The 21,536-nt window shown below is 55.0% G+C and carries 26 protein-coding genes and 1 pseudogene; 5 read left to right on the top strand and 22 right to left on the bottom strand.

The annotated features are described in order from the left end of the window. Positions 1-27: 27 nt before the first annotated feature. From spoVAE to CCB157_RS06965, 19 genes are all read right to left on the bottom strand, one after another. On the bottom strand, positions 28-378 hold the full coding sequence (gene spoVAE / locus CCB157_RS07055; RefSeq protein WP_077615210.1) for a stage V sporulation protein AE: 351 nt from the start codon (positions 376-378) through the stop codon (positions 28-30). Beyond that, positions 379-1,389, bottom strand: a complete 1,011-nt coding sequence (spoVAD, locus tag CCB157_RS07050; protein WP_077615209.1) for a stage V sporulation protein AD — start codon at positions 1,387-1,389, stop codon at positions 379-381. A gap of 12 nt (positions 1,390-1,401) precedes the next feature. Further along, positions 1,402-1,860: a stage V sporulation protein AC gene (gene spoVAC, locus CCB157_RS07045; RefSeq protein ID WP_077615208.1), complete on the bottom strand. Its 459-nt coding sequence runs from the start codon at positions 1,858-1,860 to the stop codon at positions 1,402-1,404. A gap of 26 nt (positions 1,861-1,886) precedes the next feature. Next, positions 1,887-2,318: a stage V sporulation protein AB gene (locus tag CCB157_RS07040; RefSeq protein WP_077615207.1), complete on the bottom strand. Its 432-nt coding sequence runs from the start codon at positions 2,316-2,318 to the stop codon at positions 1,887-1,889. Beyond that, on the bottom strand, positions 2,308-2,928 hold the full coding sequence (locus CCB157_RS07035) for a stage V sporulation protein AA (RefSeq protein ID WP_077615206.1): 621 nt from the start codon (positions 2,926-2,928) through the stop codon (positions 2,308-2,310). The genes CCB157_RS07040 and CCB157_RS07035 overlap by 11 nt, the downstream gene beginning before the upstream one ends. 201 nt (positions 2,929-3,129) lie before the next feature. After that, a complete protein-coding gene (gene sigF, locus CCB157_RS07030; RefSeq protein ID WP_077615205.1) occupies positions 3,130-3,888 on the bottom strand; it encodes an RNA polymerase sporulation sigma factor SigF in 759 nt (252 codons plus the stop codon). A gap of 44 nt (positions 3,889-3,932) precedes the next feature. Beyond that, positions 3,933-4,373, bottom strand: coding sequence for an anti-sigma F factor (spoIIAB, locus tag CCB157_RS07025; RefSeq protein WP_077615204.1), 441 nt, complete (start codon positions 4,371-4,373; stop codon positions 3,933-3,935). Next, positions 4,373-4,723, bottom strand: coding sequence for an anti-sigma F factor antagonist (spoIIAA, locus tag CCB157_RS07020; RefSeq protein WP_077615203.1), 351 nt, complete (start codon positions 4,721-4,723; stop codon positions 4,373-4,375). Before spoIIAA ends, spoIIAB begins: the two co-directional genes overlap by 1 nt. Positions 4,724-4,833: 110 nt before the next feature. Then, positions 4,834-6,006, bottom strand: coding sequence for a D-alanyl-D-alanine carboxypeptidase family protein (locus tag CCB157_RS07015; RefSeq protein WP_077615202.1), 1,173 nt, complete (start codon positions 6,004-6,006; stop codon positions 4,834-4,836). 587 nt (positions 6,007-6,593) lie between these two features. Beyond that, on the bottom strand, positions 6,594-7,895 hold the full coding sequence (locus CCB157_RS07010; RefSeq protein ID WP_077615201.1) for a pyrimidine-nucleoside phosphorylase: 1,302 nt from the start codon (positions 7,893-7,895) through the stop codon (positions 6,594-6,596). Between the two features lie 6 nt (positions 7,896-7,901). Beyond that, positions 7,902-8,723 (bottom strand): purine-nucleoside phosphorylase, encoded by an 822-nt coding sequence (locus CCB157_RS07005; RefSeq protein ID WP_077615200.1) that lies wholly within the window; start codon positions 8,721-8,723, stop codon positions 7,902-7,904. A gap of 3 nt (positions 8,724-8,726) precedes the next feature. Then, a complete protein-coding gene (locus tag CCB157_RS07000) occupies positions 8,727-9,545 on the bottom strand; it encodes a purine-nucleoside phosphorylase (protein WP_077615226.1) in 819 nt (272 codons plus the stop codon). Between the two features lie 20 nt (positions 9,546-9,565). Continuing rightward, on the bottom strand, positions 9,566-10,750 hold the full coding sequence (deoB, locus tag CCB157_RS06995) for a phosphopentomutase (RefSeq protein ID WP_077615199.1): 1,185 nt from the start codon (positions 10,748-10,750) through the stop codon (positions 9,566-9,568). A gap of 93 nt (positions 10,751-10,843) precedes the next feature. Beyond that, complete coding sequence (gene xerD / locus CCB157_RS06990; RefSeq protein ID WP_077615198.1) at positions 10,844-11,734, bottom strand: site-specific tyrosine recombinase XerD; 891 nt, start codon at positions 11,732-11,734, stop codon at positions 10,844-10,846. Positions 11,735-11,738: 4 nt separating this feature from the next. Beyond that, positions 11,739-11,975, bottom strand: a complete 237-nt coding sequence (locus tag CCB157_RS06985; RefSeq protein WP_077615197.1) for a DUF4227 family protein — start codon at positions 11,973-11,975, stop codon at positions 11,739-11,741. 143 nt (positions 11,976-12,118) lie between these two features. Next, entirely contained in the window at positions 12,119-12,583 is a 465-nt protein-coding gene (fur, locus tag CCB157_RS06980) for a ferric iron uptake transcriptional regulator (protein ID WP_077615196.1), read from the bottom strand. 109 nt (positions 12,584-12,692) lie between these two features. Then, the gene (gene spoIIM / locus CCB157_RS06975) at positions 12,693-13,322 is read right to left on the bottom strand and encodes a stage II sporulation protein M (protein WP_077615195.1); all 630 of its coding nucleotides are present in this window, start codon (positions 13,320-13,322) and stop codon (positions 12,693-12,695) included. Positions 13,323-13,515: 193 nt separating this feature from the next. Then, positions 13,516-14,685 carry an endonuclease Q family protein gene (locus CCB157_RS06970; RefSeq protein WP_077615194.1) on the bottom strand — a complete coding sequence of 390 codons (1,170 nt, stop codon included), beginning with the start codon at positions 14,683-14,685 and terminating at the stop codon, positions 13,516-13,518. 108 nt (positions 14,686-14,793) lie between these two features. Further along, entirely contained in the window at positions 14,794-15,339 is a 546-nt protein-coding gene (locus CCB157_RS06965) for an NUDIX domain-containing protein (RefSeq protein WP_077615225.1), read from the bottom strand. Positions 15,340-15,710: 371 nt separating this feature from the next. Between CCB157_RS06965 and CCB157_RS06960 the strand changes: the two genes are divergently transcribed. Continuing rightward, positions 15,711-16,247 carry a cysteine hydrolase family protein gene (locus CCB157_RS06960; RefSeq protein WP_193432267.1) on the top strand — a complete coding sequence of 179 codons (537 nt, stop codon included), beginning with the start codon at positions 15,711-15,713 and terminating at the stop codon, positions 16,245-16,247. Between the two features lie 198 nt (positions 16,248-16,445). Continuing rightward, the gene (locus tag CCB157_RS06955) at positions 16,446-17,354 is read left to right on the top strand and encodes an aldo/keto reductase (RefSeq protein ID WP_077615192.1); all 909 of its coding nucleotides are present in this window, start codon (positions 16,446-16,448) and stop codon (positions 17,352-17,354) included. A gap of 45 nt (positions 17,355-17,399) precedes the next feature. Here CCB157_RS06955 and CCB157_RS06950 read toward each other — a convergent pair whose 3' ends face one another. Both CCB157_RS06950 and CCB157_RS06945 read right to left on the bottom strand, forming a co-directional pair. Then, the gene (locus CCB157_RS06950; RefSeq protein WP_077615191.1) at positions 17,400-17,621 is read right to left on the bottom strand and encodes a hypothetical protein; all 222 of its coding nucleotides are present in this window, start codon (positions 17,619-17,621) and stop codon (positions 17,400-17,402) included. 163 nt (positions 17,622-17,784) lie between these two features. After that, entirely contained in the window at positions 17,785-18,960 is a 1,176-nt protein-coding gene (locus tag CCB157_RS06945; protein ID WP_077615190.1) for a thiolase family protein, read from the bottom strand. Positions 18,961-19,216: 256 nt separating this feature from the next. On the opposite strand from CCB157_RS06945, the gene CCB157_RS06940 reads away from it, so the two are divergent. From CCB157_RS06940 to CCB157_RS06930, 3 genes are all read left to right on the top strand, one after another. Continuing rightward, positions 19,217-20,119 carry a hydroxymethylglutaryl-CoA lyase gene (locus CCB157_RS06940; protein WP_077615189.1) on the top strand — a complete coding sequence of 301 codons (903 nt, stop codon included), beginning with the start codon at positions 19,217-19,219 and terminating at the stop codon, positions 20,117-20,119. A 395-nt stretch (positions 20,120-20,514) separates the two neighbouring features. Beyond that, complete coding sequence (locus tag CCB157_RS06935) at positions 20,515-20,742, top strand: DUF3953 domain-containing protein (RefSeq protein WP_077615188.1); 228 nt, start codon at positions 20,515-20,517, stop codon at positions 20,740-20,742. Between the two features lie 121 nt (positions 20,743-20,863). Continuing rightward, entirely contained in the window at positions 20,864-21,199 is a 336-nt protein-coding gene (locus CCB157_RS06930) for a thioredoxin family protein (RefSeq protein ID WP_077615187.1), read from the top strand. A gap of 42 nt (positions 21,200-21,241) precedes the next feature. On the opposite strand, the pseudogene CCB157_RS18015 reads toward CCB157_RS06930, so the two are convergent. Then, positions 21,242-21,536: pseudogene (locus CCB157_RS18015) on the bottom strand (group II intron reverse transcriptase/maturase); the annotation flags it as partial.

Here is a 21,536-nt window from a genome sequence, read left to right as displayed (position 1 = left end):
CGGAAACCATTTCACAAAAAGCGCGCGTCAACCCTTCGGCTTAAAAATCAAAGCCACTAGAAAACCGAACAAGAGAGCGGAAGTGATGCCCGCCGAAGTGAGCTTAAAAACGCCCATCGCCAACCCTATGTAGCCGTGTTCATTGGCTTCCTGCATGGCGCCGTGCAATAAAGAGTGGCCGAAACTCGTGATCGGCACCGTCGCCCCTGCGCCGGCGAAAGCGATGAGTTTATCGTATAGCCCGAACGCATCCAAAAACGCCCCGGCCACGACGAATGAAACGACGACGTGCGCCGGTGTGAGCTTAAAGAGATCCAACAACATTTGACCGATGACGCAGATCAATCCGCCGATGACAAAAGCCCATACAAAATCCATTTACTCGCCTCCCGTCGATTCCAACACAATGCCGTGAGCGACGCACGGAATCGACTCTTTTTGCTGGATGATCGTCGGATTGAGGAGCGCACCCGTCGCGACGATCAGCACGCGCCCGATTTTTCCCGTTCGCAGCAGGCGCACGATATACCCGTAAGTGACGATCGCCGAGCAAGCGGTGCCGCTGCCGCCCGCAAACACCGGTTGGTTGGGGCTGTAGAGCATAAGCCCGCTGTCCTGGTGGATTTCGCTGATGTCCAAGTCGCGCTCCCACAGGAGTTGGCGAAGAATCGGGCTGCCGACGCTCGAGAGATCACCGGTGAGGATCATGTCGTAATCCTCGGGATTTCGGCCCGTGTCGTGAAGGTGGCGCTCGATCGTGTCGGCGGCTGCGGGCGCCATCGCCGAGCCCATATCATAAGCGTCACCGATCCCCCAATCGATGACGCGGCCGATCGTCGCCTCTCTGATGACGATGGGGGACCGGGCTTTGCCGACGAGCGCCGCCCCCGCTCCCGTGGCGGTAAACGTCGCGGTCTGCGGCCGGGGGCCGCCATATTCCGTCGGATAGCGAAACTGCCGTTCGGCCGTGGCGTTATGGCTGCTCACCGCCGTCAAAACGTGGTTGGCGTAGCCGCCGTCGACCAACAGCGAAGCGAGTGCGAGCCCCATCATGGAAGTCGAACAAGCGCCGAACAAACCGAGGTAAGGAATCCGCGTTTCCCTCGCGATGAAATTGCTCGTCACGGTTTGATTTAACAGGTCGCCGGCCAAAAAATAATCCACTTCTTCCGGCGACAGGTTGACATTTTTCAAACAGATGTCGACCGCTTCCCGCATCAGTCTTCTCTCGGCCGCTTCCCAGTTTTTTTCGCCGCAGTGGAGATCATCAAAGGTCTTATCGATCGTCTCTCCGAGCGGTCCCCGCTTCTCAAGCGGCCCCGCCGTCGTGCCCGTGGATATGAGATAGACAGGTTCTTGGAAACGCCACGTTTGTTTTCCGATCTTCACGAGCCTTCCTCCTTACCCTAACAAGTTATTGACGGTCAGACGAATCAGCCCGAAGACCGTTGCCGAAACGACGCCGAAGACGATGACCGAGCCGGCGAGCTTGAACATGTTCGTCGCGATGCCGAGGACGATCCCCTCGCTTTTGTGTTCCAAAGCCGCGCTCGTTATAGAATTTGCAAAACCGGTGACGGGTATGAGCGAACCGGCGCCGGCGAATTGGCCGATCTTGTCGTAGACGCCGAAACCGGTGAGCAATGAAGAAATCAATATCAAGGTCGCGACCGTCGGATTGCCCGCCGATTTTTCGGTGTAATCGGTAAAAGCGGCGTATGCCTTTTGGATGGCTTCGCCGACGAGGCAGATGAAGCCGCCGACGAGGAAGGCCTTCAGGCAATTCATGAAGTAATTGGTTTTCGGATGAAACGCTTTGATGTTTTTTTTATAATTTTTAGGGTCGTTTAACGTTTTCATGGCATCTCCTCCTGAACATCTCCGGCTTATTCCTTCAAATCGTGGATGAAAAACGTCCAATGAAAAAGCGATCCGCAAACCTTGCCGATGACGATCGCCATGAGCAAGATCAAGATCTGCTCATTGACGCCGATCCGTTTGGCCAAAATCGGCAAGACATTCAAAACTTCCGTCAAGGCGGCGGCGAGCATGCCGACGAATACGCCGGCGGCTAGTCCGATCGGCACGAGCACGATCGCCGGCAGCGACAACTGAATGTGGCGAAGGCCGAGCCACGTGCCGGCAATGGCGCCGCACACGACGCTCCACTCATATCCCGGAATATAGCGGCGGGTATCGGTCAGCTGGGCGAGGCGCGGGATGATGCCGAGCACGGTTAAAAAAGCGACGAACCCGCAGCCGACGGCCAGGCCGCTGGCAAAACCGACTATCGCAAGGACGGCGAGTTCAATCACCATGCCGCTTGAACTCGCTTTTCCGGTTTTCTTCGAGAATGACATATTGATCGAGATCTTGTTGGTAATTGAACATTTCCACTTCGAGCGGACTCGGTTCTTCGTTAAAGCGTTTTTTAAAAATATGGTTAAAAAAAAGAATCATACCGATTCCGACGCCGAATGAATAGGGGATTTGCATGATGAGAGGCCGAGCGTTTTCCCTTCCGGTGACCAAATGGTAAATTTTTCGATGCACGCTCGCCATGGAAACATCCTCGTGAAAATTCATGATGGTCAGCCCCGCGCCGATGAACAGAAGAACCCAGACCAAGATGAAGAAGACGGGACCGCTCTTGCGCTTTTTCGTCACCACTTCAATTATGGTTTGCGACGGCCCGACCGTTTGAATGTCGCAGTCCGGGAATTTTTTGCAGATCGCCTGGATCACATCCATCGCGTCGATGACGACAAATTTGTTGTCCTTCGATACGATGCGGTGGATGGGAAGCTCGGCAATCTCCTTTTTAATGCGGTCGGGTGCGATGATGTGCGCCAATTTTCCGATTCGGATACAATCGCCGAGCGCCGCCGTAAACTTGTAGCGCATGCGAATATAGATCGAAATGGCCATAAACACCCACCCCTTTGCTTTTTTAGTATGGATCAGAGGCGGGCGGATCATTCCGATTCGGGCGTTCTTAACAAAATTTTCCTAATGAATGTTATAGCGCGCGGTCGCGTTTGTGAAACCGGAGCGCATCGGGAAGCTTGACAACATCGAGCGCGTTTGTTTTCCCAATTCCTTTTTAAACAAAGAAAAAAGGCCTGACGGTCATTCCACCATCTGGCCTTTGATCTCCGCCAAAATTTTCTTTTCCAGCCTCGAGACTTGCACTTGCGAAATGCCAAGGCGGGCGGCGACTTCCGACTGCGTCTGATCTTTAAAATATCTCAAGTAAACGATGAGTTTCTCCCGGTCTTTCAAATGTTGAACCGCTTGGCGAAGCGCGATTTTGTCAAACCAATCGCTTTCCGATTTGTCGGAAATTTGATCGAGCAAAGTGATCGGATCGCCGTCGTTTTCATAGACGGTTTCATGGATGGAAGACGGCGTGCGGATCGCTTCCTGCGACATGATAATGTCTTCGGGCGTGACCTCCAGCGCATCGGCCAACTCTCCAACCGTCGGATTGCGGCCGAGTTTTTTTGAGAGTTCGTCTTTTTTCTTGCGCACTTTGTTGCCCATTTCCTTCAATGAGCGGCTCACCTTGACGGTGCCGTCGTCGCGGATGAAGCGCTGGATCTCCCCGATGATCATCGGCACGGCATACGTCGAGAATTTGACGTCAAAGGACAAATCGAATTTGTCCACCGATTTCAGCAAACCGATGCAGCCAATTTGAAACAAATCGTCCGCTTCGTATCCGCGGTTTAAAAAACGTTGAACGACCGACCACACAAGCCGCATGTTTTTTTGCACGATGAGATCGCGGGCTTCCTTATCACCTTTCTGGCTGCGCGCGATTAAATCCTTGACTTCCCCGTCGTCCAAAAGCGGCTCTTTGGATTGGCGTTTAGCGTTGACATCCATAGGCGTCGACTCTCCTTATCATGTCAACTGGCATCGCGATCATTCTAATTGCACAGCGCCTTATTGCGCGTTAAGTGCTTCGTCAAATAGACCGTCGTGCCGTAGCCCGGCGCGGTTTCCAACGCCACGTGATCCATGAAATTTTCCATGATCGTAAACCCCATCCCCGAACGCTCCAACTCGGGTTTGGACGTAAAAAGCGGCTGGCGAGCCTCTTCAGGATTTTCGATGCCGACGCCTTCATCGCGAATCGCCAAATGGACCGTATCGTCGACGATCTCCGCCTCGATGACGACGGTTCCGGTCCCCTTGTTCTCATAACCGTGTATGATCGCATTGGTGACCGCTTCGGAAACAACGGTTTTGATCTCGGTCAATTCATCCATGGTCGGATCCAGCTGAGCGACGAACGCGGCAACGGCGACGCGGGCGAACGATTCGTTTTCGCTCCTGGCGGAAAACTCCAGCCTCATTTTGTTCTTCATCACGCCACCCCCAAGGTCAGAAGCGCGTAAGCTTCATCGTCTTCCAAGCGGATGATCTTGAACAGCCCCGACATTTCAAAGAGCCTTTTGACGAAGGGAGAAATGGAGCAGACGACCATTTCCCCGCCTTGGGAGGTGATTTGTTTATAGCGGCCGAGAATGACGCCGAGCCCGGAGCTGTCCATAAATTCCAATCCGCCGAGATTCAGTAAAATGTGGCGGACCGGTTTCCGCTCCAACGCTTGGTTCACCCGATCGCGCAGCTCATCGGCGGTGTGATGATCCAGCTCACCTTCCAAACGAACACAAAGCACGTGATCGATCACTTCCAAATCGACGCGAAGACTCACTGATTTCTCCTCCTTTTAACGCATCCGCTTGACTGAAAATCCTGCACGTAACAGTTTCGTGCCGGGCACAGCCAATTCCTTCCCATTGACAAAACTAGTGGACGTTCGACTCACCACGACCCACTTGTCATTTTGCCGATGTTCCGTTTAAACAATTGCCACCACGAAGCGGGTTTGATGTCTTTCGTCACGATGAGCGGCGTCTGTGACACGAGCTCGTTTCCCTTCTTGACCGAGACGTGACCGACGACGCTCCCGGCTTTCAGCGGAGCTTTTAATCCTTTTGTTAAATGGACCGACGTTTTCAAATGGCTCGCCGCCTCGCCGCGCTTCAGCAAGAGGACGACAGGATCGCGGGTGACGGCCGGAACTTTGCCTTCTTCGCTTTTGTTCACCGGGACGAGGCGGACCACACGGCCCGAGTCCATGAGTTTTTTCGTCTTGTAGGCATTGAAAGCGTGATCGAGCATCTTCGCCACTTGTTCATTTCGGACTTTCGTCGTCGGCGCCCCCATGACGACGGCGATGACGCGCATGCCGTTTTTCATGGCGGTCGCGGTCAGGCAATATTTCGCTTCTTGCGTAAACCCGGTTTTCAACCCGTCGACCCCCGGATACGTTTTAATCATTTTATTGGTGTTGACGAGCCAAAATTTATTGTCGGTGTTTTCCCGCAAATAATCTTCATAAATCGACGTGAATTTAAGAACTTCCGGATAGCGGAGCAAGGCTCTGGCCATCAAGGCCATGTCGCGGGCGCTTGAATAATGGCCGTCCGCCGATAAGCCGGTCGGATTTTTAAAATGCGTGTTCTTCAGCCCGAGGCGCTTGGCCTCCTCATTCATCTTCTTGACAAAGGCCTGTTCAGAACCCGCTATGTATTCGGCCATCGCCACGGAAGCATCGTTGGCGGAAGCGATCGCAATGGCTTTGATCAAATCCCGGACGGTCATGGTTTCCCCCGGTTCCAGAAACACTTGCGAACCGCCCATGGATGCGGCATGCTCACTGATCCTCACTTTATCTTTTAAAGAAATGTCTTGAGCGTCCAACGCCTTGAAAATGAGCAACAGCGTCATGATTTTGGTCATGCTGGCCGGCGGCAAGCGATCGTCGGCGTTTTGGCTGTACAAAACGGTGCCGGTGTCTTTTTCCATTAAAACCGCCGATTTCACTTGATCCACCAATTTTTCGGACGCCTTTTCCTTCGCCAATACGGCGGTTGACGGTAACCCGGTCCATGCGACGAGCGCGCACAAGGCGACCGCGGCGAATGCTTTCATCCAATCCATCCCTCCTCGCCTAATTCCTTAATATTTTTTCCATTAACTTCGGAATTATACTCGGATGTGCGCGTGATCGTCGGAAACGGTCAAGAGGAGGAAGAGGTGGATGCGGCAATAATAAAAGCATCAAAACGGAACCGAGAGATTAAGAGAGGACAAGGATAATCTGGATGGACCTTTGTTCGATGGATGGCGAGATTTGGAAAGGAACCGAAGCGGAGCGTTGGAGGGAAGCGATCATCAAAGTCAGGCGTTGTCCAATGAGGTTTATCGATAAAAGCCGTCAGCTCTTTGCCGCGGCCGGGGCAAGGCGGCTTTAAAGGCGGAAAAATCCGCGTCAAATGGCGGGACCATCGTCAGTTCGTTTCATTCCTCATTATCAGATGATGGCAACCGCTCGAACGCGCGGCCGAAAGCGTACGCATGGAGATCGGGGCAGGCGAACGCTCGTTCTACGCGACCGAGAAAAACACATAAGGAGGGCGCTGCCCGTGGCTCAGAGAAAACAACCCACGAGCGCATGCCCTCCCGGTTGAATCTGTCGTCGATGGCAGGTGATCGGTTGGCCGGAAATCCGCTTCCCTTTATTGGATCACTTCATAAACAATCGGTTTCGCCGCCGCTTTTTCGTCCCCAATGCGGTAGGCGTTTTTCAATTTTTCATAGGCGTCCGCAGCCGTCTCTGTACGGCTGTGCAGGACGGCGAGCGTCTCGCCGGCTTTGACGGCGTCACCGACCTTTTTCTCGATCGAAACGCCGACGCCGTGATCAATCACGTCGTCTTTCGTCTTCCGCCCGGCGCCGAGCATCATGGCGGCGAGCCCGACGCTTTCCGCATCGATTGCTTGGACAAAACCGTCCCGTTCCGCCCGGACCGCGATAGAATGAGCAGCCGACGGCAAGCGTCCCGGATCGTCGATGACCGCTGGATCCCCGCCTTGGGCTTGAACGAATGTCTTTAACGTTTCAAGCGCTCGGCCGGACACGATCAAGTCGGTCAACCGGTCGCGCGCTTCTTTTTCATGCGCGTACACACCGGCGGCCAACGTCATCTGCGTTGCAATGGTCAGACACAGTTCCGTCAAACGCGCGTCGCCTTTTCCCTTCAGGATATCGATCGCTTCGCGCACTTCATTGGCATTGCCGACTTCGCGGCCGAGCGGTTCGTCCATGTCGGAGAGGATCGCGATCGTCCGCCGTCCGAGCGACTTCCCGATTCCGACCATGACTTCGGCTAAGCGCTTCGCATCATCGAGCGTTTTCATAAACGCCCCCGAGCCGACTTTGACGTCCAGAACAATGACGTCCGCGCCAGAGGCCAGCTTTTTGCTCATGATCGAACTGGCAATGAGCGGGACGGACGCGACCGTACCGGTCACATCGCGGAGCGCGTAGAGCTTTTTATCCGCTGGCGTCAAGTTTTGGCTATGACCGATAATGGCAATTTTATAACGGTTGACGTGATCGAGGAACGCTTCGCGGCTCAATTCGACGTGAAACCCGGGGATGGATTCCAGTTTGTCAATGGTTCCCCCGGTGTGGCCAAGCCCGCGGCCCGACATCTTCGCGATCGGGATGCCCGCGGCCGCGACGAGCGGACCGACGATCAAGCTCGTTTTATCGCCGACTCCGCCTGTGGAGTGTTTGTCCACTTTAACGCCTTCGATTTCACTTAAATCGACGGTTTCACCCGAGGCGACGATCGCTTCCGTCAAATCGCTCGTCTCGCGTTCGTTCATGCCTTGAAAGTAGATGGCCATGAGCAAAGCCGCCGCCTGATAGTCCGGAATTTCGCCGCGAGCGTAGCCCGACACGAAAAAACGGATCTCTTCAGACGTCAAGGCTTCCCCGTCCCGCTTCTTTTCAATGATATCGACCATGCGCATGAACGGTCACTCCATATCGTGCAAAATGCGCTTGACGAGTTTGATGAACTTCGGCTTCGTCTCCCTGGCGACGCGCATGACTTGCTCGTGCGTGAGCGGCTCCAATTCCTCGCCGATCGCCATATCGGTCACGCATGCGATGCCGAGCACATCCATTCCCATGTGATTGGCGACGATCACTTCGGGAACGGTCGACATGCCGAGGGCATCGGCGCCAAGATTTCTGAGCATGATCAGTTCGGCCGGCGTCATGAAAGATGGTCCACTGATGCCGGCATAGACCCCTTTTTGCAATTCCACCCCGACCGCTTCGGCGCTGCGGACGGCGACCTCTTGCAACGCTTTGCTGTAAGGCTCGCTCATGTCGGGGAAACGCGGGCCAAAGGCTTCCTCGTTCGGCCCGATCAACGGATTGGTGCCGGTCAAATTCAGGTGGTCTTGAATCAGCATGAGATCGCCCGGTTTAAAATGACGGTTGATGCCGCCGCACGCATTGGTGACGACAAGCGTTTTCACCCCGAGCATTTTCATGACGCGCACCGGGAACGTCACTTGTTGCATCGAATAGCCTTCATAGTAATGAAAACGGCCTTGCATGGCCACGACCTTTTTGCCTTCCAGTTCGCCCAAGACGAGCCGGCCGGCATGACCGGGAACGGTGGATACCGGAAAATAAGGAATGTCTCTATAATCCAGCACCGTCGGATTTTGAATTTCGTCGGCGAGTTCACCGAGTCCGGAACCGAGGATGAGACCAATTTCCGGCTCGATCGCCGTTTTCGTCCGGATGAAATCGACGGCATCGCGAACTTGATTAAGCAACGACATGCGTCACTCCCCCATTCTCTTGACGATGGCTTTGATGAGGCTTGTAAAATGCGCTTTGACCCGCTCCGACGTTTCAATGACTTCTTCGTGGGATAACGGCTGGTCTCCGGTGCCGCTCCACGCGTTCGTGATGCAGGAAAAACCGAGCACCTTCATTCCGCCATGGCGAGCAGCAATCGCCTCCGGCACGGTCGACATGCCGACCGCGTCGCCGCCGAGCTTCCGGATCATCCGTACTTCGGCCGGCGTTTCATAACTCGGACCGCTGAGGCCAAAATAAACGCCTTCTTTCAAGGAAATGCCGAGCGCTTGCGCCGTTTCTTTGGCGAGTGCACGAAGCGAACGGTCGTAGACTTCCGACATATCGGGAAAGCGCGGGCCGAGTTCATCTTCATTCTTTCCGATGAGCGGATTGGTGTGAAACCAATTGATATGGTCGCGAATGACCATGAGATCGCCCGCTTGGAACGTTTCATTGACGCCGCCGGCGGCATTCGTCAAAATGACCGTTTCGGCGCCGAGCGCTTGCATGACGCGGACCGGGAGCGTCACCTGTTCAAGCGTGTAGCCTTCATAATAATGGTAGCGGCCTTGCATGGCGATGACCGGGACGCTGTGCAATCGCCCCACAACAAACCGGCCGGCGTGGCCGGGAACGGTCGCTGCCGGAAAATGCGGCAGTTCGGTGTAGGGAATCCGGATCGCATCCTCCAATTCGTCGGCAAGTCCGCCGAGCCCTGAGCCAAGGACGAGCGCAATGTCAGGCTTGACGGAAAGCCTCGATTCGAGCGCGGCGAGCACGTCTCTTATTTTCTCTTTCATCGTCATTTCATCGAACCCCTCTAAATTTCACTTAAAAAACTGTCACCGTGTTCCGGCCGTCGGACTTGAAACAGACCGGCGATCGTGGCGCCGACGTCGGCGAACGTCCGCCTCGTCGGCAAGCGGCGGCCTCTTTCAATCCCCGTGTGGTAAACGAAAAGCGGGACGAGTTCACGCGTATGATCGGTGCCTTTATACGTGGGATCATTGCCGTGATCAGCCGTGATGATCAACAAATCGTCGGCGCCGAGGCGTTCGAGGATTTCGGGAAGCCGCCGATCGAACGCCTCCAGCGCTTCGCCGTACCCGATCGGATCGCGGCGGTGCCCGTATTTCGAATCAAAATCCACGAGATTCAAAAACGCGAGCCCGCGGAACGATTTCTCCTGCACCGCGAGCAATTTGTCGACGCCATCCATGTTATCTTTGGTGCGAATCGCTTCCGTGACGCCTTCTCCGTCGTAGATGTCGTTGATCTTCCCAAGCGCGATGACGTCGAAGCCCGCGTCGGCGAGAAAATTCATGACGGTTTGACCGAACGGTTTGAGGGCGTAATCGTGGCGATTGGCCGTGCGTTCAAAACGGCCGGGCTCACCGACATAGGGGCGCGCGATGACGCGGCCGACCATGTATTTCGGATCTTTTGTCAATTCTCTTGCAATTTCGCAGATGCGATAGAGTTCCTCTAAAGGGATGACGTCTTCGTGGGCGGCGATTTGCAGGACGGAATCCGCCGACGTATAAACGATCAATTCGCCCGTTTCCATTTGGCGCGGGCCGAGTTCATCGATGATCGCGGTGCCGGACGCGGGTTTGTTGCCGATCACCTTCCGGCCGGTCCGCTCCTCGAGTTGCCGGATCAACTCGTCGGGGAACCCGTCGGGGAACGTGCGGAACGGTTGAGAGATATGAAGCCCCATGATTTCCCAATGGCCGGTCATCGTATCCTTGCCGTTCGACGCTTCCTGCATCAGCCCGTAATGAGCGGCCGCCGGCTCGACCCGGGGCACGCCTTTGATATCGTCGCGGAGCAGGCCCAGTCCCAATTTATTGAGATGAGGCAGATGCAGCCCGTCCATGCGCGCGGCGATGTGCCCGAGCGTGTCCGCGCCTTTGTCGCCGAAGTGCTCGGCATCCGGCGCCTCTCCGATACCGACGGAATCAAGGACGATTAAAAATACGCGTTGAAAGGATTGTTTGGACATGTGATTCACTCCCGTGTGGTTCAACCGCTTCCATCCCAGCGAATAAAAAAACGCAAACCGCCCGCGTCACGGCGGCAATTGCCGAATCGGCAATTAAGCGCGCGGGTGGGTGGCGGCATAGATGTCCTTCAAACGATGTTTCGTGACGTGGGTATAAATTTGTGTCGTCGAAATGTCGGCGTGACCAAGCATCTCTTGCACGGCGCGCAAATCGGCACCATTTTCCAGAAGATGGGTGGCAAACGAATGCCGCAACGTATGCGGCGTAATCTCCTGCTGAATGCCGGCCTTCAAAGCCAATTTTTTAAGAATTTTCCATAAGCCTTGGCGGGTTAACCGCTCGCCGCGCTGATTTAGGAAAACCGCGTTGGTCGTCTTATGTTTCGCCAATTTCGGCCGGGCTTCGGCGAGGTATTGTTCCGTCGCCTGAATGGCCGCGCGGCCGAGGGGCACTAAACGCTCTTTGCCGCCCTTCCCCATGCAGCGGACAAAGCCCATCGCCAAATGGAGGTCGTCCAAATCAAGCTGGACGAGTTCGGAGACGCGCACTCCCGTGGCATAAAGCACTTCCAGCATCGCCCGATCGCGAATCCCCGCCGGTGTCGTCGTATCCGGTGCATAAAGCAGCGCTTCGACTTCGCGCGTGGACAACACCTTCGGCAGGCGGCGCTCGGTTTTCGGCGCGCCGATGTGATGGCTCGGATCGCGGCTCGTCCGATTTTCCCGCAACAAAAAGCGGTGGAATTGGCGGATGCTCGCCGTTTGCCGAGCGATCGTGGCAGCGGAGCGCCCTTTGTCTTTCAATTGAAAAAGATATTGCGCGATCATGGACCGGTCGACGCCGTTCCAATCCTGAATGCCGCAGTTCTCGGATATGTATGCCATGTACTGTTCCAGATCACGCCGATAGGAATCGACGGTGTTGGCCGACAGCCCTTGTTCGACGATCATGTAGCGGATAAAATCCCGTACGTCATCCTTCATGGCCTTATTCCCCATCTCTCAAAAATTGAAAAAAACGTTCAGACCACAAAGGTCCGCTTCGACCTTTTTCACCTTCCGGACCAAAAACTTTGACGGCGCCGTTTTCCGGTTGATCATATTTATGGTAGCTTTCGTAGTTGTGGTCCAGCCATTCAAGGCCATAATAAAATAATATCGTGCAAAACACAAAAAGAACAAACACTTTAAGCGTGTCAAGCACCGTCTTTAAAGCCGACTTCATCGCGCCATCACCCGCTTGTTCCGCAATCTAGCCGTTCGTTCATGCGTTCACGGCATTATCAAGGTATGCCAAATGAAAGCCGGTTTATACGTCGCAGGCGGGCGATGAATAAAAAACCTTCTCCCTCGGTCGGAAAAGGCGGCTCAAGCTTGTTTTTGTTCGGAGGCTTTTTTATCTTGGCATCGGTGGCAAATGCCGTGAAAGGTCAAGCGATGATCTTTGATCTTAAAACGCCACCGTTCTTCCACGATCTTTTCGACGTCTTCCAACAGATCTTCTTGAATTTCGTCCACGGCCCCGCATTCGATGCAAACGAGATGGTGATGGAAATGCTCGGCACCTTCCCGGCGTAAATCGTAGCGGGAGACGCCGTCACCAAAGTTGATTTTGTCGACGACTTTCAACTCCGTCAAGAGTTCCAGCGTCCGGTACACCGTCGCCAGCCCGATTTCAGGCGCTTTTTCCTTGACGAGCAGGTACACGTCCTCAGCGCTTAAATGATCGGCTTCGTTTTCGAGAAGGACGCGCACGGTCGCTTCGCGCTGCGGTGTCAATTTATACTTCTGGGCGTGCAATTGTTTCTTGATCCGGTCCAGCCGGTTTTCCATCGTTCCGCCCCCTTCGCCATATTCCTAAAAAACATTATAAACAGCGTTAAATATCGTGTCAAAATAAAATAATTCTAATTAAGTTTTTATAATCATTATTAAAAGATAATCAGCCAATGATGCTTTTCATCAAAGCCGGCGAAACGTAAGCTTCGATCATGGAAGCGGCGACTAAAAGGAGCGACGTGGCCGCCAACAGCATCGCATAAGCGGCGAACTGGGGAATGAGCGGCGTTTTGCGCGTCCGCATGAGCAGCTGCCGGATCATTTTCAGAGAAAAAGCGACGGACGCCGTGCTCACGGCGATAAACGCCGGGATGATGAGCAAATTCTGCGGCAAGACGCTGGCCAAAGCGATCCAAAATCCGTGCAGTCCCATCTGGTTGACGAGAAAGCCGACGGTGAAGCCGACGACGATCCCTTTCAAAAACAATAAAATGAAAATGACGGGCAAGCCGATGATCGACAAGCCGAGCAGCCAGATGAAACCGAGATAGCGGAGATTGTGGGAAAAGCTTTCATTAAACAGCACGCCGCTGCTCGCGAGGCGCCCTTCCGCCATTTCTCCGAAAAACCGCTGTAAATAATGATACAAATCGTTTTTCGCTTCAATCGGCAAACTGTTGACGATGATCGCTCCGAAAACGATCCCCATCAAAAATAAAACGATCGTAAACGTATAAATGGAAAGGTTGTCCCGAACGTGCCTCTCCCATTTCCACCGGTCGTTTAACTGCACCGCGATTCCTCCTCACCCGTTCTTATAAAAAGTCTATGAACCGGCGAGGAATCTATGACCGCTTTTAATAGAAAAAACCTATCGCCGCCCGACGTTCCGCCCGCGCAAGCGGCTCAGGCGGGAAGCGGTAAAAATGCTCTAGCGCCTCTCTATTCTTTTCAGCAAAGCCCATTCTGTCAAAAACGGGGGAGCCTTACGTTTTCACCCGGCCGTAACGCCCGGCGCCGCCCGCTTCAACCGCGAGCCTCCCTTCACGGGCCGCGGCGATCAAAGCGGCCGTCTTGGCGCCGACGACGCCTTCAAGCGCCGCGATCGACGCCCGATGCATGACCGCCATCTCCGTTCCGAAAGCTTCCAAAAGTTTATCCCGCGTTTTCGGCCCGACGTTCGGGATAAATTCCAACGGCACTTGATGAATGTACGGCGGCCGTTCGCGCCGGCTTCCGGCCGCATCGGCCAGCTCCTGCAAACGCTCGCTCACGCCTTTGACGATGCGGCGCTGGCCGCAGTGCGGGCAACGTTGGTCTTTGCTTTCCCCGACCAGCGGGGTCAGACAAACCGCGCAGCGCGTGCGATGATATTTGCCCAGCCTCGGATTCAACCCGTAATTCGCTTCGATCGCCCGGCCTCCCTCGCCCAAGAGCGCCGCCCGCAGTTCGGCAAATGAGGGATGATCGACGCGGAGCGCCTGGTATTCGCGGCCGATCTTCGCCAAGGAGTGGGCATCGGAATTCGAAACGAAAGGATAGCGGTGCAATTCCTCGATTTGGTCGGCCATGGACGTGTCGGCACTTAATCCCAATTCGATCGCGTCGATGAGATCGGTATCAAAGATTTCCGCCAGCGACCGGCGGACGCCCGAACCATAAACGCTTTTAAAAGGCGTGAACACGTGCGCCGGAATAAAAAGCCCGCCGTCCGACTTGACGCGTTCTTGCAACGTCCGGGCATCGCCGAAAAAGCGCTGGGTGCTCAAGGTGATGTTCGTGACGTGCCGGGACAGCCAACCGCTGAACGCCCGCATATCCCGAAGCGTCGGAAAATACGCCAAAACGTGCACGGGGCCAAGGCAACGGTCATCTTTCACTTCGATTTCGACTCCGGGGATCAACACAGCGTTCGAAAACCGCAAGCCGCCGTCGGCGAGCGGTTCGACCACGCCGTTTTCCGCCATTCTCTCCAGATCGTCGAGCACTTCGGGGACATGGCAGTCGATGACGCCGACGATGTCCATCCCTTTTCTGTCGCTCGCTTCCTTTAAGATGTTTTCGATCGTTAACGTCCGGGCGCCGGTGATTTTGACCGGGCGGCCCGAGCCGGTGCGCCCGATGTGTATGTGCAAATCGGCATAACAGGTTTTCAACTTCGCATCCCGCCTTATGCTTGGCTCGCCGCCCCATCCCGCAAGGCTTCCGTTGAAGCCCGGCGTTGCCGCCGTTTGCCAAACGGTGTGGGGCGGTTGCAACGATATTTACCGGTTCAGCATGGACCGCAGCTGCAAATATTGAACGGCAAACACCGTTTTGGCGTCGTAAATGTCTTGCGAGCGAACGAGCGCGAGCGCCGTCTCCAGGTCGACTTCATGGTTGTCCAAAAATTCATCTTCATCCAAATCGCGCTCACCGGCGATCAGCGTGTCCGTATAGTAAATGTGCAGCACTTCATCGGCAAAACCGGGCGACGTCGAAAACGACACGACGTGTTCGATGGACTCGCAGCGATAACCCGTTTCCTCGCGCAGTTCACGCAACGCACACGCCTTTGGATCTTCGCCCGGATCCAACTTGCCCGCAGGAATCTCATAAAGCGAGCGGTCGAGCGGTTTCCGGAATTGCCGGACGAGCACGAGCTTGCCTTCTTTCGTGACGGCGATAACCGCTACGGCCCCGGGATGGCGGACGATTTCCCGAGTGGCGATCTTTCCGTTCGGCAATTCCACTTCATCGACGGTGAGATCGATGATTTTTCCTTGAAAGATCGTTTTCGTACCGACCGTCTTTTCAATGTACTCAGCCATATCCACAACTTCCCTTCTTCCTTCAAACATCCGTCGTGCACGCTTTTAAGTGTAACATAATGCGGCGGATTATGAAGGCCTTGCCGACTTCAAACCAACGGGCATCCGCAACCTTTGGATGGAAACGAAATCCGTTGCCCCGCCGCACCTGCTGCTGCCTGGCCATCCGCGATCTCAACTCAGCCTTTTCCATCTATTTTAAACCCGTTTCGCCTTTCTCATCTTAATGTCTTGTCATATGTTTTGTCATGATCTATAGTAAAACTTAGGAACGTTTTATTTGAAAATCGGGGCACGCGCTGCGTGCGCCGACGTTTTCCGCGATCGCCTAAATTCGCCTGGCGGTACGGACTGGATTGGAGGAGGAAACATTGCGGAACGCATTATTGATCATCGATATGAGCAACGATTTTGTTCACGACGAAGGAACGCTCACCGCCGGTCGGGTCGCTCAAGACATCGTGCCAAACATTGTCCAATTGGCCGACCGTTTTCTGAAAAACGGCGACGTCGTTGCGTTTTGCATGGATGCGCACGAGGAAAACGACCCGCACTTTCAACTTTGGCCGCCGCATAACGTCAAAGGCACATGGGGCCAGCAATTGTACGGCGCGTTAAACGATTGGTACGAAGCGCACCGCCGCCATCGCGACGTCCTGTTCGTGCCGAAGCCGGAATACGACGCGTTTTATCAAACCGATCTTGATCGCGAGCTGAAGGCGCGCGGGGTCGGCACCGTGCACATCACCGGCGTCTGTACGGACATCTGCGACTTTTTGACGGCGTACGGCGCATACGCCCGCGGCTATCAAACGGTCGTCTACCGCGACGCAACCGCAACGTTCACGGGTCAACACGACTTGTTCCTCAAGCACATGAACGCCGTGTTCCGGACGGAAATCCGCTGACCTATGGCGGACCAAAAAACATGGCCACCCGCTTTATCTACTAATACGCCCCATCGGCCGACCGGCGGATGGGGCGTTTCTTTTTTGGGAATGTTCATCCCCTCCCCTTTCCCGCATGAAATCTTTGTGTTCCGTTCGGCGCCGGACGTATAATGATAGAAAAGGCCGCGTTTGCCGGCAGATGTGAGGAGGTTGAACATGAAAACCCATCGCCTAGGCCGTTCCGATTTGCTCGTCAGCGAAATCGGTTTCGGCACGATGTCGCTGCCGAAAGATGAAAAAGAAGCGATCTACCTGATTCACGAAGCGCTCGACCGCGGCGTCAATTTCTTTGACACCGCTGATCTATACGATCAAGGGCGGATCGAAACCGTCTTGGGCAAAGCGCTGAAAGGCCGGCGCGATCAAGCCATCATCGCCACAAAGGGCGGCAACCATTGGGAACCCGGAAAAGAAGGCTGGTTTTGGGACCCGTCGAAAGCGTACATAAAGAAAGCGTTCAAGGACAGCCTGAAGCGCCTCGGCGTCGATTACGTCGATCTCTACCAATTGCACGGCGGCACGATCGACGACCCCATCGACGAAACGATCGAAGCGTTTGAGGAATTGAAAGCCGAGGGCGTCATCCGCTATTACGGCATCAGCTCCATCCGGCCGAATGTCATCCGCGAATACGTCAAACGCTCTTCGATTGTGAGCGTCATGATGCAGTACAGCATCCTCGACCGCCGACCGGAGGAGGCCATGCTGGACTTCCTTCACGAACACAACATTTCGGTGATCGCCCGCGGTCCGGTTGCCCGCGGCATTTTAAGCGATGACGGGCTGCAAAAGATTCCGGAAAGCGGTTATCTCGATTACTCGGCGGACGAACTCCGCTCGCTCATCGGCGACCTGAAAGCGATTCGTCCTGAGCAGCCTCTCTCTCAGACGGCGATCCGTTATGCCCTCGCCCATCCGGCCGTCGCCGTCGCGATCCCCGGCGCCAGCCGCAGGGAGCAGCTCGACAACAACATCAAGGCGGCCGATGTTCCGCCGCTCACCGATGCAGAACTTCAAAAAATCCGCGCCTTGACGAAAGCCAACCGCTACGAACAACACAGATAAAGCCAACAAAGATCGAAGCCCGCGCTTCGATCTTTTTTCTTTTCATCATGCTTTATTTTCATAACTTTCGAACCCATTGACTTCAGGCTCCACATGCTTTAATGCCGGCACCTTTCGGATAACGGGATGGACGAAACAATAGACGCCGATCATCCCCATCTGATCGGCCAATTCCGGCAGAACGGCAAGCCGATGGAAGTTGGCAATGGCGGCTATGATAAAAAGCCATTTCAAAACGGATTGGATGACGAAATCGACCCCTGCCATGAACAAGGATCGAAAGGGCTGAAAAACAAAACGACGCGGTGCGGCGTCGCTGCATTCTTGGAAAGGACGTGGCCGATGCGTGCTCCAGGCCCGAGACGGCGCGTCTTAAGCTTTAAGGAAGGCCTCTTTTGCCGTTGCCCGGGCCGGCTTTCCGTTCACTCGATTACAGCCGTTTGTTCTCGATGATCATCGCGATGCCTTGGCCGCCGCCGATGCAGAGGGCGGCGAGGCCATAGCGCAAACCGCGTTCGGCCAATTCGTACGCCAGCGTCAAGACGAGCCGCGCACCGCTGGCGCCGACGGGATGGCCCAGAGCGATCGCCCCGCCGTTGACGTTCGTCTTGGCGCGGTCGAGCCCCAATTCTTTTTCCACCGCAAGATATTGCGCGGCAAACGCCTCGTTGATTTCGACGAGATCCATGGCGGACAGTTCCAAGCCCGCCCGGTGCAACGCTTGTCGCGCGGCCGGAACCGGACCGATGCCCATGAAGCGCGGGTCGACGCCGCAGATGCCCCACGAGACGATGGCGGCGAGCGGTTCGAGATCATGACGGTCCGCATAATCCGCCGTGGCGAGCACGAGAGCGGCCGCGCCGTCGTTAATTCCGCTCGAATTGCCGGCGGTCACCGTGCCGTCTTTTAAAAAGCTGGGCTTTAACTGAGCCAATTTTTCCGCGGACGTCTCTTCTCTGATATGTTCATCCCGGTCGACCTTTCCTTTTTTTGTTTCCACCGCCGCGATTTCTTTGGCGAACCGGCCGGAACGGCGCGCCGCAGCCGCCCGCTGATGGCTCATCAAGCTGAAGGCGTCCTGTTCTCCCCGCGTGATCTCGTATTTTTTCGCCAGATTTTCCGCGGTCACCCCCATTCCGCAGCCGATGTACTCATCCGTAAGCGTTTTGAGCAGCATGTCCTCCAGGCGGATGTCGCCGAATTTTCCGCCGCTGAACCGCGAAGTAAAATCGGCGCGCGGACTGCGCGACATGTTTTCGGCGCCGCCGACGAGCGCCGTGTCCGCCTCACCCAAAAGCATGGATTGGGCGGCGGAAACGACCGCTTGCAGACCCGATCCGCACAGACGATTGACGGTCAGCGCCGGCACCGTCTCAGGAACGCCCGCTTTCAGGGCAATGTGGCGGGCCAAATAGGCGGCGTTCGGTTCGGAATGAATGACATTGCCGAAGACAACCGTCTCGATCGCTTGCGGCGCGACGCCGGCGCGCCGCAGCGCTTCCTGTGAGGCGATCGTCCCGAGTTCCGTCGCCGGAACATCCTTTAAAGCCCCACCCATGGTGCCGAACGGCGTGCGCGCCCCGTTCAAAATGTATATCGCCGTCATGACGGCTCCCCCTTTAGTTTACATAAAATTATTATGGTAAATTATTAGATTTGACCGCTTGCTTTTATCATACACAAAGTTTTTTCAGTTTTCATCCGAATGGAAAAATTGTTTTTAGTTTTCCCGTCATGTAAAATGAAAGGGGTTACAATCCGGCGTGCGCCCGCATTCTTTTAAAGAGAAAACGCGAAAGGAATCACGCGGCGCTTTGCTGTTTTAAAACGGCCTTAAAAAACGCGATGAGGAGGAATCCCGCTTGGTGTTGCCGGAAAAAGTGACGTTGATCGAAGTCGGCCCGCGTGACGGATTGCAGAATGAAAAAAACGTGATTCCGACCGATGTGAAAATCGCTTTTATTGAAGCGCTCAAAGCGGCGGGACTGCGTGAGATGGAGCTCGCCTCCTTCGTCTCGCCAAAATGGGTGCCGCAGATGAAAGACGCCGAAGCCGTCATCGCGGCGTGTCTCGACCCGGAAGCGCGCCATTTCATCCTCGCTCCGAACCAAAAGGGCGTTGAACGGTTTTATGCGACGGGCGCCGATCACATCGCGCTGTTCATCGGGGTCAGCTCCGCCTTTAATAAGAAAAACATCAATAAAACGACCGAAGAAAGCTGGGCCGAAGCGGCACCGCTGATCGAAAAATTGAAAGCCGACGGCAAATTCGTCCGCATCTGCATTTCGACGGCGTTTCATTGCCCATATGAAGGTCAGGTGGAAAAGGCGGCGACCATTGACTTGTGCCGCCGGTTCGCCGCGCTCGGCGTCGATGAATTGAGCGTCGCCGATACGACCGGAATGGCGAATCCGCAGGATGCCTATGAATTGTTCGGCGCGTTGAAAGCGCTCCTCCCAAAGCGCCTCTTGCTCACCGCCCATTTCCACAACACGCGCGGCCTGGCGCTTGCCAATATTTACGCGTGCCTTTTAGCCGGCATCGACCGCTTCGACGCCTCGGCCGGCGGCCTCGGCGGCTGCCCGTTTGCGCCCGGCGCGACCGGCAACGTCGCGACGGAAGACGTCGTTTTTATGTTCCATGAAATGGGGATCGAAACCGGCGTCAGCATCGATCGATTGCTCGATGCGGCCGATCTCATCCAACCGTATGTTTCCCGCCCGCTCGACAGCAAACAATACGCCTTGTACCGGCGCGCAAAATGAGGCGGCGCCGGCGATTTCCGCCCGCCGCCTGCCGCTTACGGCGAAACGCTTGATGGAAGTTCTTTTTTTTACAGATTACGCCTGCTGGACAGCTTTCTGCCTTTGCTCCGAGAACTCCCGATGGGGGTTCTTTTTTTACCCGAAACTGCGCCGCGGAGCCCTCGCCGCAACCCGCCCGCCTGAGCCGTTGGCTGCCCTCCGCGCCTTCCCCATTATGAAAAAGCCTCCAAAACTATAAATGCTCTCTGCCAAAGCAGATGGAAAAAATCAATCTCCGCAGCGGATTGACAAACGGTGGCGCAACCGCCGAAATCGTTTTGAACCGTTCCGCCGTTTTCATCGTCTTTTATCACGTAACATTTTTTTGCCAGTTGTCTTAGAGGAGGATTTTAGCGATGCTGTCATCGATATCGGCCTTCTTCGCCGCCGTTTCGCTGTGTTTCATTTTATATTCGATGATCGTGCCGGGCGCGAACGTCACGACCGATTACGTCCAATTAAGCCTGGGCGCCATGATTTTGTTTTTTGGGCTGGACAAGCTGAAAAAGCGCAATTATTCGATCGCGGTGATTGCGCTCATCGTCGCGATTTTCATCATCTTGAACTTTACGTTCGGTTTATAAACGCCCGCGCGGCGGTCAAGCTCGTATCGTCAGAAACCTTCGCGGCGCGCCCGAGCATCGTATTACTCTCCGGCGCCCCTTTTCTGGTATGATGAAAGCGGAAAGAGAGGATGATGCCACCATGAAAACGATTGAACGCTTAGAAGACTTCGAACAAGCCATTCGCGGCGAAAAACCCGCTCTCATCAAATTTGAAGCGAGCTGGTGCCCGGACTGCAAACGGCTTAATATGTTCATCGGCGACATCGTTAAAGAACACGATGAATTCGATTGGTATCAAATCGACCGCGACCAATTCCCGGAACTCGCCGATAAATACCAAGTCATGGGCATTCCGAGCTTGCTCGTGTTCAAAAACGGCGAAAAAACCGCCCACCTGCACAGCGCGAACGCCAAAACGCCCGAAGACGTCCGCGCTTATTTGGAATCCGTTCCTAAATCGAGTAGGAGGGGGTGACGAACCCCCGTCCCCTCACACCACCTAGCATGCGGGTCCGCACTAGGCGGTTCGCCAATCTTGACGGAGTTCAAAATATCTCTGCGTTAAACTCTTCAGCCCTTGCTTAAGCCAGTAGGCTTTGCCAAGGGCTTTATGCAATTGAGGCGTCCTTGTCGTACGCCAAGCCCCTTTCCGAGTGTTAGCGATCTCGAACACTTCGTGTTCTTTGAGCCCAAGGGCTCTCAGTTCACGAATTCGAGTTCTCACCCTTTTCCATTGGTGCCAACGGCACAGTCTCAACCTTCTTCTTATCCATTCTTCCAGGCGCTTCAAGGGAGAGGGGGTCTCAATTAAC

It is taken from the genome of Caenibacillus caldisaponilyticus, assembly GCF_002003465.1.
Taxonomy (GTDB): Bacteria; Bacillota; Bacilli; order Bacillales; family Sporolactobacillaceae; genus Caenibacillus; species Caenibacillus caldisaponilyticus.
Note: the sequence above shows the minus strand (reverse complement) of the source record. Positions and strands in the feature narration are given on the sequence as shown.

What these genes read in the sequence shown, in the direction of transcription:
- fur (WP_077615196.1), bottom strand. Translation starts at nt 12,583, where the DNA reads ATGGAAAACCGGCTGGACCGGATCAAGAAACAATTGCACGCCCAGAAG.
- CCB157_RS06930 (WP_077615187.1), top strand. Translation starts at nt 20,864, where the DNA reads ATGAAAACGATTGAACGCTTAGAAGACTTCGAACAAGCCATTCGCGGC.
- CCB157_RS07015 (WP_077615202.1), bottom strand. Translation starts at nt 6,006, where the DNA reads ATGAAAGCATTCGCCGCGGTCGCCTTGTGCGCGCTCGTCGCATGGACC.
- CCB157_RS07010 (WP_077615201.1), bottom strand. Translation starts at nt 7,895, where the DNA reads ATGCGCATGGTCGATATCATTGAAAAGAAGCGGGACGGGGAAGCCTTG.
- CCB157_RS06945 (WP_077615190.1), bottom strand. Translation starts at nt 18,960, where the DNA reads ATGACGGCGATATACATTTTGAACGGGGCGCGCACGCCGTTCGGCACC.
- CCB157_RS07040 (WP_077615207.1), bottom strand. Translation starts at nt 2,318, where the DNA reads ATGGTGATTGAACTCGCCGTCCTTGCGATAGTCGGTTTTGCCAGCGGC.
- deoB (WP_077615199.1), bottom strand. Translation starts at nt 10,750, where the DNA reads ATGTCCAAACAATCCTTTCAACGCGTATTTTTAATCGTCCTTGATTCC.
- xerD (WP_077615198.1), bottom strand. Translation starts at nt 11,734, where the DNA reads ATGAAGGATGACGTACGGGATTTTATCCGCTACATGATCGTCGAACAA.
- CCB157_RS06935 (WP_077615188.1), top strand. Translation starts at nt 20,515, where the DNA reads ATGCTGTCATCGATATCGGCCTTCTTCGCCGCCGTTTCGCTGTGTTTC.
- spoIIAB (WP_077615204.1), bottom strand. Translation starts at nt 4,373, where the DNA reads ATGAAGAACAAAATGAGGCTGGAGTTTTCCGCCAGGAGCGAAAACGAA.
- spoVAE (WP_077615210.1), bottom strand. Translation starts at nt 378, where the DNA reads ATGGATTTTGTATGGGCTTTTGTCATCGGCGGATTGATCTGCGTCATC.
- sigF (WP_077615205.1), bottom strand. Translation starts at nt 3,888, where the DNA reads ATGGATGTCAACGCTAAACGCCAATCCAAAGAGCCGCTTTTGGACGAC.
- spoVAC (WP_077615208.1), bottom strand. Translation starts at nt 1,860, where the DNA reads ATGAAAACGTTAAACGACCCTAAAAATTATAAAAAAAACATCAAAGCG.
- CCB157_RS06955 (WP_077615192.1), top strand. Translation starts at nt 16,446, where the DNA reads ATGAAAACCCATCGCCTAGGCCGTTCCGATTTGCTCGTCAGCGAAATC.
- CCB157_RS06950 (WP_077615191.1), bottom strand. Translation starts at nt 17,621, where the DNA reads ATGGCAGGGGTCGATTTCGTCATCCAATCCGTTTTGAAATGGCTTTTT.
- CCB157_RS06965 (WP_077615225.1), bottom strand. Translation starts at nt 15,339, where the DNA reads ATGGCTGAGTACATTGAAAAGACGGTCGGTACGAAAACGATCTTTCAA.
- CCB157_RS07035 (WP_077615206.1), bottom strand. Translation starts at nt 2,928, where the DNA reads ATGGCCATTTCGATCTATATTCGCATGCGCTACAAGTTTACGGCGGCG.
- CCB157_RS06985 (WP_077615197.1), bottom strand. Translation starts at nt 11,975, where the DNA reads ATGAAGTCGGCTTTAAAGACGGTGCTTGACACGCTTAAAGTGTTTGTT.
- CCB157_RS07005 (WP_077615200.1), bottom strand. Translation starts at nt 8,723, where the DNA reads ATGTCGTTGCTTAATCAAGTTCGCGATGCCGTCGATTTCATCCGGACG.
- CCB157_RS07000 (WP_077615226.1), bottom strand. Translation starts at nt 9,545, where the DNA reads ATGAAAGAGAAAATAAGAGACGTGCTCGCCGCGCTCGAATCGAGGCTT.